We start from the raw sequence: 5,589 nt of genomic DNA, 5'->3' as shown, positions 1-5,589 counted from the left end.
AATTCATCGGCAACAACCTTACAAGCGCGATGCCTGCATTAACCATTGGACAGGAACAGAGACAGCACGCCATCGGCTACCTTACGGGACAGGTGGTGTACGCTACCGGCGGCGAGGCCCTCGGCACTGTCACCGTGTACGACCGCAAGGGTCAGGCGGTGAGGACTGTGCGCAAGGGACTCGGCGGGCACATTGAGGATGTCAGCACCGAATACACCTTCACGGGCGCCGTTGACAGCACGGAGGTCAGGGTAGGCGTAGGTTACGGGGGCGACTTCACGGCGAAGACCGGCTACACATACCGGTACGGCAAGAAGACAAAAATGAGCCTGTCCGTCAGCCACGGGGGCACCGCGCAGTCACGCGACACGGAATACTCCTACGATGCCATCGGAAGGCTGAGCACCAAGGGGCGGCAAACGATAAGGAACTCCAAGTCATACTGCTCATATACCTACGACGTGCACGGATGGCTCAAGAGCGTCAGCAGCGGAGGATTCCGCGAAGACCTGTACTATGCCGACGGTCTTGACAGCGCATGCCACAACGGAAACATAAGCACCGTGCGGTGGAAGGCAAGGAATGACAGCGAATACAAGGGCTACAACCTGAGGTACGATGGATGCAACCGCCTGTACCTGGCGCTTTTCGGAACAGGCGACAACCTGACAGGTAACAGAAACTACTTCAACGAGCAGGCGGAGTACGACTGCAACGGAAACATCAAGAGGCTGCGACGTTGCGGGCTCCAGGACGCGATGCACGGAGGCTTCGGATTGGTTGACGACCTGCGGATGACATACGAGGGGAACCAGTTGGCAAGCGTGTTCGACAATGTCTGGAGACTTCCGTACGCAGGGGCGACGGACTTCGACGGCGTGGCTGGGCAGGAGTATCCACTGACATACAACGATGCAGGGTCACTTACGAGTGACGCCAGCCGCAGGATAGCGAGGATAGACTATGACTGCCTGAACAACCCGGTCAGGATACAATTCACCGACGGAAACGTGACGAAATATGTCTATAGTGCCACGGGCGAGAAACTGCGCGTGGTGTATCAGACTGCAGTTCCCAACATCACCGTTGCCATAGGCAGCGCGAGGGAACTCATGCCGTCGGAGATTCTGTTCACTGACTCTACCGACTACCTGCTGGGCGGTGCTCTCACGTTGAGAAACGGCAGGATAGATAAGTATCAGTTTGATGAGGGCTATTGCCAAGCCACACAATATAATGCCACGCAGGACAATTTCACCTTTCTGTACTATGACAAGGACCACCTGGGCAATGTACGTCAGGTGACGAAAGCCAGCAACAGCACGGGGACTGTAGTGCAGACGATGAACTACTACCCATTTGGAGCCCAGTTCTGTGATGGTTCTGCTGCTACAAGTGACTTCCAACAGTATAAATATAACGGAAAGGAGTTAGACAAGATGCACGGACTTAATACATACGACTACGGTGCGCGTCAGTATAATCCCGTGACAGCCCGATGGGACAGGATAGACCCGTTGGCGGAGAAATACTATAGCGTTAGTCCGTATGTGTATTGTCTTAACAATCCTATCAGACTAATTGATCCTGATGGAAGGAAAATATTTTTAGTTGGAACCCATGATGAGCAGATGAGGACATTAGGTTATATGCAGAAATTGACAAATGACAATCTGTTATTGAATAGGAAAACAGGTGAAGTGACAATTGGCGGTAGAAGATGGGACAATAGAGACAAGAAACTGGATGTCGGAACATCTTTGCTGAGAGATGTGATTGGTCACAAACGTACTACTGGAATCCAGATAGGGAGTGAAAGCGATAGGAATAGATATCATAGTTATTTCCCTAAAGACGCATCCAATGGTAAAGGTACGGATGGTTATATTAATCTGAACCCGTCATCTTCTCTGGATTTAAAAGTTCAGGACTCCAATACAGAAAAAACTGTAGTTGAAACTATACCTATGGAAATCGTGGTTGGACATGAGTTAATTCATGCATATTCAGCAATGAATGGCAATGCGCCAAAGGATGGAGAAGAATCATCGTATATTTACAGGGACGTAGATGGTAAATTGTATGAAACACAAGAAGAAACCAGTGAATTAGAAACTGTAGGTATTATAGGCAATGAAAAATATACAGAAAACAAATTACGTAAAGAACATGGTCTAAATAAAAGAGTTGTGTACTAATGAAAAAAAACATTATTTTCTTTTTTGTAATCATCTTATGCGGATGTACGAAAACGTATGACGATGGCATTCTATGCAAATACCTTTATTTCCCAACAAGCACAAATAAAAATTGCTTTTGGGTGGAGGTTAAAGAAGACAGGACATTGAAAGAAATTTTCGGTGAGATGTCCTGGGATTGTCATGACTCTATCTCATCTGGAAAGTTTCCCAAGGATGGTATTTCGTGGGAGAAAATTCATGATGAAGACAGCATAATAATAGATGCTACCGCATTTAGGCAACTTGAAGAACTTGTCTCGGAAGTAAGGAAACGAAAATCCGTGAACTATTTTATTCAGAGCATTTCTCATGATGGTATGGGTAACGTACTTTTTATAAAAGACAGGGCCTATTATTTTGAGATAGGAATTTACGATGACAAACCGACCATGGATTTTATAGATAAACTCAAAGAAACAAGCCCAATCCCAATAAGAAGTTCGTGGGGTTCAGTTCTTCAGAAATATTAATAAGGAGATTAATGATTAGCATAAAGTTTCAAAAGGTTCAAATCATAGGACTGCTTGACGACCTCCAGATGACGTACGAGGGAAACCAGTTGTCAAGCATGCGCGACAACGCCTCGCGGATGGCGTACGCAGGTGCTACGGACTTTGACGGCGTGGCTGGGCAGGAGTATCCACTGACATACAACGGCGCAGGGTCGCTCACGAGCGACGCCAGCCGCAGGATAGCGAGGATAGACTACGACATGATGAACAACCCGGTCAGGATACAGTTCACCGACGGAAACGTGACGAGGTATGTCTATAGCGCCACGGGTGAGAAACTGCGCGTGATATATCAGACTGCAGTGCCGAACATCACTGTCGCCATCGGCAGCGCAAGGGAGCTCATGCCCTCGGAGATACTATATACCGACTCCACGGACTATCTGCTGGGCGGTGCCCTTACGCTGAGGAACGGCAAGATAGATAAGTATCTGTTCGACGAGGGCTACTGTCAGGCGGAAAGCCTGAACGCCACTCAGGACAACTTCATGTTTTACTACTACGACCGCGACCACCTGGGCAACGTACGTCAGGTGACGAAGGCGGCCGGCAGTACGGGGACGGTGGTACAGACGATGAACTACTACCCCTTTGGAGCCCAGTTCTGTGACGGCTCTGCCGCATCAGGTGACATGCAGCCGTATAAATATAATGGGAAAGAATTTGATAAGATGCACGGCCTGAACACCTACGACTACGGTGCACGTCAGTATAATCCAATCACCGCACGATGGGACAGGGTTGATCCATTGGCAGAGAAATATTATGGCGTTAGTCCGTATGTGTATTGTACGAATAATCCTGTAATGTTGGTGGATTCAGATGGACTTTTCCCTATAGGGATTGTCAAAATTCGCCATGAAAGAACATACATGGTGACAGGTACAAGTATTACAGGAACTATTATGACTACAAAGGCACAAACAACATATTATAATTTTACAGAATCCGCCGCTCATCTATTATCTTTAGTGTCTGGTATTTCTGAAAAACATATAAGGAAAGTCAGGTTGGAAGAATTCGGAGGACAACTGAAAAACAATTGCATTACTTTAGGAAGTAGTCCTGAAAAAACTCGTATACTTGTATCGCCTACTTATTTCGATGAATCAAATATGAGCAGTGAACAATATTATGATTGGTGGTTTCGCGAATTTTCGCATGAGGTTGGTCATATAAAACAAATAAATAGAGATCAGAATTCAGGTCAATACATACTAAAAACAATTTATGGGTATATTAAGACTATGAGTCATGATGAAGCCCCACGTGAAAAAGAAGCAGAGCAAGGAAGTATAGCATATAGAGATTTCAGAAATTTTGTAAAGAATGAATTCAAAACAGATTTGACTACATTATTTGTAGATGAGAAATCTGAAGAAAAAAAGATAAAACAACTTGATATATGGTGGAACTCTTATATAAATCAGGGAAGATAAAACACTTATTTTATGCCTGTATAGTGTCGCTTCTTTTTACAGCATGTACAGAAGATCATTCTTTCTCACTTGATGAGAGGCGACAGATTATAGTAGTACATAATTTACTGGTTTTAGAAATTGAATCTGATAGTTCGCAAACTCATGAAGGACATTTTTTCTTTATTGTCAAAGAAAATCCGTATGATACGAAAGAATTTGATACAATCAGATTACAGGGTCAATCTACAGGATTAAAGATTAAAAAGGATGATAGTTGTGGTTACAAAAAAACGCAAATGATCAATTTACTTCCTAATAGGAAATACACTATAATCCATAGTGGAATGGGTGGTCGGGTACGTATTCAAGAATACTTTTGGACTGATTCAATAGGCAACTTAAGAGTTGACCCGACAAGAAAAAGAAAAGTTGGTTATAAAGAGGTTATAGGGACAGATAGTTGGGGAACATGACAAAGGATATCTATAGCGCGACGGGCGAGAAACTGCGCGTGGTGTATCAGACTGCCGTGCCGAACATCACCGTCGCCATAGGAAGCACAAGGGAGCTCATGCCGTCGGAGATACTATACACAGACTCCACGGACTACCTGCTCGGAGGTGCTCTAATGCTTAAAAACGGCAAAATAGATAAATTCCTGTTTGATGAGGGTTACTGCCAAGCCACACAATATAATGCCACGCAGGACAACTTCACCTTCCTCTACTATGACAAGGACTACCTCGGCAACGTACGTCAGGTGACGAAGGCGATGGGCAGCATGGGGACGGTGATGCAGACGATGAACTACTACCCCTTTGGAGCCCAGTTCTGTGACGGCTCAGCCGCCACAAGTGACGTGCAACCATATAAGTATAACGGAAAGGAACTGGACAAGATGCATGGACTGAACACCTACGACTACGGAGCAAGGCAGTACAATCCTATTACAGCACGTTGGGACAGGATGGATCCGCTGGCAGAGAAATATTATCCATATAGTCCTTATATGTATTGTCATGACAATCCCGTAAATAGGATTGATCCTGATGGACGTGATGATTATTACACCACAAATGGAGATTTCTTGTTCCGTGACGATAAAGAAACAGATAATATTATTATTAGAAACCAATTCTTACCCCAATTCGGGATAAAATAGCGATTAGTTGCATGTGAAGACAGATACGTGAATTCTCTTCCCATACCATCAGACATGGGCTATATATAAAGAATCGAAAGAGATTATTCTGTCCTTAGAACAATGTAAGTTGCTTCGTGTCTTCGATGCAGTATCCTTTCAATGCCTTTGGCTTGTTATCAAAGAAACAATATGCTCCCAAGGCAGAAATAAGGTTCATGATAAAGTTGCTTACAGATCTATGGCGTGAATGTACAATCTGTGCCGTATTCTTC

General features: G+C 44.8%; 6 protein-coding genes and 1 pseudogene. 6 read left to right on the top strand and 1 reads right to left on the bottom strand.

Going from position 1 to position 5,589, the window contains the following annotated elements; translation table 11 throughout:
- The 6 genes from CIK88_RS12505 to CIK88_RS09300 all read left to right on the top strand — a co-directional run.
- Positions 1-196 (top strand): hypothetical protein (locus tag CIK88_RS12505; protein WP_216820461.1); only part of this gene is annotated, 196 nt, incomplete at its 5' end.
- A gap of 127 nt (positions 197-323) precedes the next feature.
- Positions 324-2,198 (top strand): RHS repeat-associated core domain-containing protein, encoded by a 1,875-nt coding sequence (locus tag CIK88_RS09320; RefSeq protein ID WP_158214670.1) that lies wholly within the window; start codon positions 324-326, stop codon positions 2,196-2,198.
- Positions 2,198-2,710: a hypothetical protein gene (locus CIK88_RS09315; protein WP_094389657.1), complete on the top strand. Its 513-nt coding sequence runs from the start codon at positions 2,198-2,200 to the stop codon at positions 2,708-2,710. Before CIK88_RS09320 ends, CIK88_RS09315 begins: the two co-directional genes overlap by 1 nt.
- An 11-nt stretch (positions 2,711-2,721) precedes the next feature.
- Positions 2,722-4,191, top strand: a complete 1,470-nt coding sequence (locus tag CIK88_RS12615) for an RHS repeat domain-containing protein (RefSeq protein ID WP_254046316.1) — start codon at positions 2,722-2,724, stop codon at positions 4,189-4,191.
- Complete coding sequence (locus CIK88_RS09305; RefSeq protein WP_254046315.1) at positions 4,158-4,646, top strand: hypothetical protein; 489 nt, start codon at positions 4,158-4,160, stop codon at positions 4,644-4,646. The genes CIK88_RS12615 and CIK88_RS09305 overlap by 34 nt, the downstream gene beginning before the upstream one ends.
- Positions 4,643-5,335: an RHS repeat-associated core domain-containing protein gene (locus CIK88_RS09300; RefSeq protein ID WP_094389655.1), complete on the top strand. Its 693-nt coding sequence runs from the start codon at positions 4,643-4,645 to the stop codon at positions 5,333-5,335. The genes CIK88_RS09305 and CIK88_RS09300 overlap by 4 nt, the downstream gene beginning before the upstream one ends.
- A 94-nt stretch (positions 5,336-5,429) precedes the next feature.
- Here the strand turns inward: CIK88_RS09300 and CIK88_RS12610 are convergent.
- A pseudogene (locus CIK88_RS12610) lies at positions 5,430-5,589 on the bottom strand (IS982 family transposase); the annotation flags it as partial.

It is taken from the genome of Prevotella sp. P5-50 (assembly GCF_002251295.1).
Taxonomy (GTDB): Bacteria; Bacteroidota; Bacteroidia; order Bacteroidales; family Bacteroidaceae; genus Prevotella.
Note: the sequence above shows the minus strand (reverse complement) of the source record. Positions and strands in the feature narration are given on the sequence as shown.

Excerpts from the sequence above, each read along its gene's own strand:
- CIK88_RS09320 (WP_158214670.1), top strand. The coding sequence starts at position 324 with ATGAGCCTGTCCGTCAGCCACGGGGGCACCGCGCAGTCACGCGACACG.
- CIK88_RS09315 (WP_094389657.1), top strand. The coding sequence starts at position 2,198 with ATGAAAAAAAACATTATTTTCTTTTTTGTAATCATCTTATGCGGATGT.
- CIK88_RS12615 (WP_254046316.1), top strand. The coding sequence starts at position 2,722 with ATGATTAGCATAAAGTTTCAAAAGGTTCAAATCATAGGACTGCTTGAC.
- CIK88_RS09305 (WP_254046315.1), top strand. The coding sequence starts at position 4,158 with ATGGTGGAACTCTTATATAAATCAGGGAAGATAAAACACTTATTTTAT.
- CIK88_RS09300 (WP_094389655.1), top strand. The coding sequence starts at position 4,643 with ATGACAAAGGATATCTATAGCGCGACGGGCGAGAAACTGCGCGTGGTG.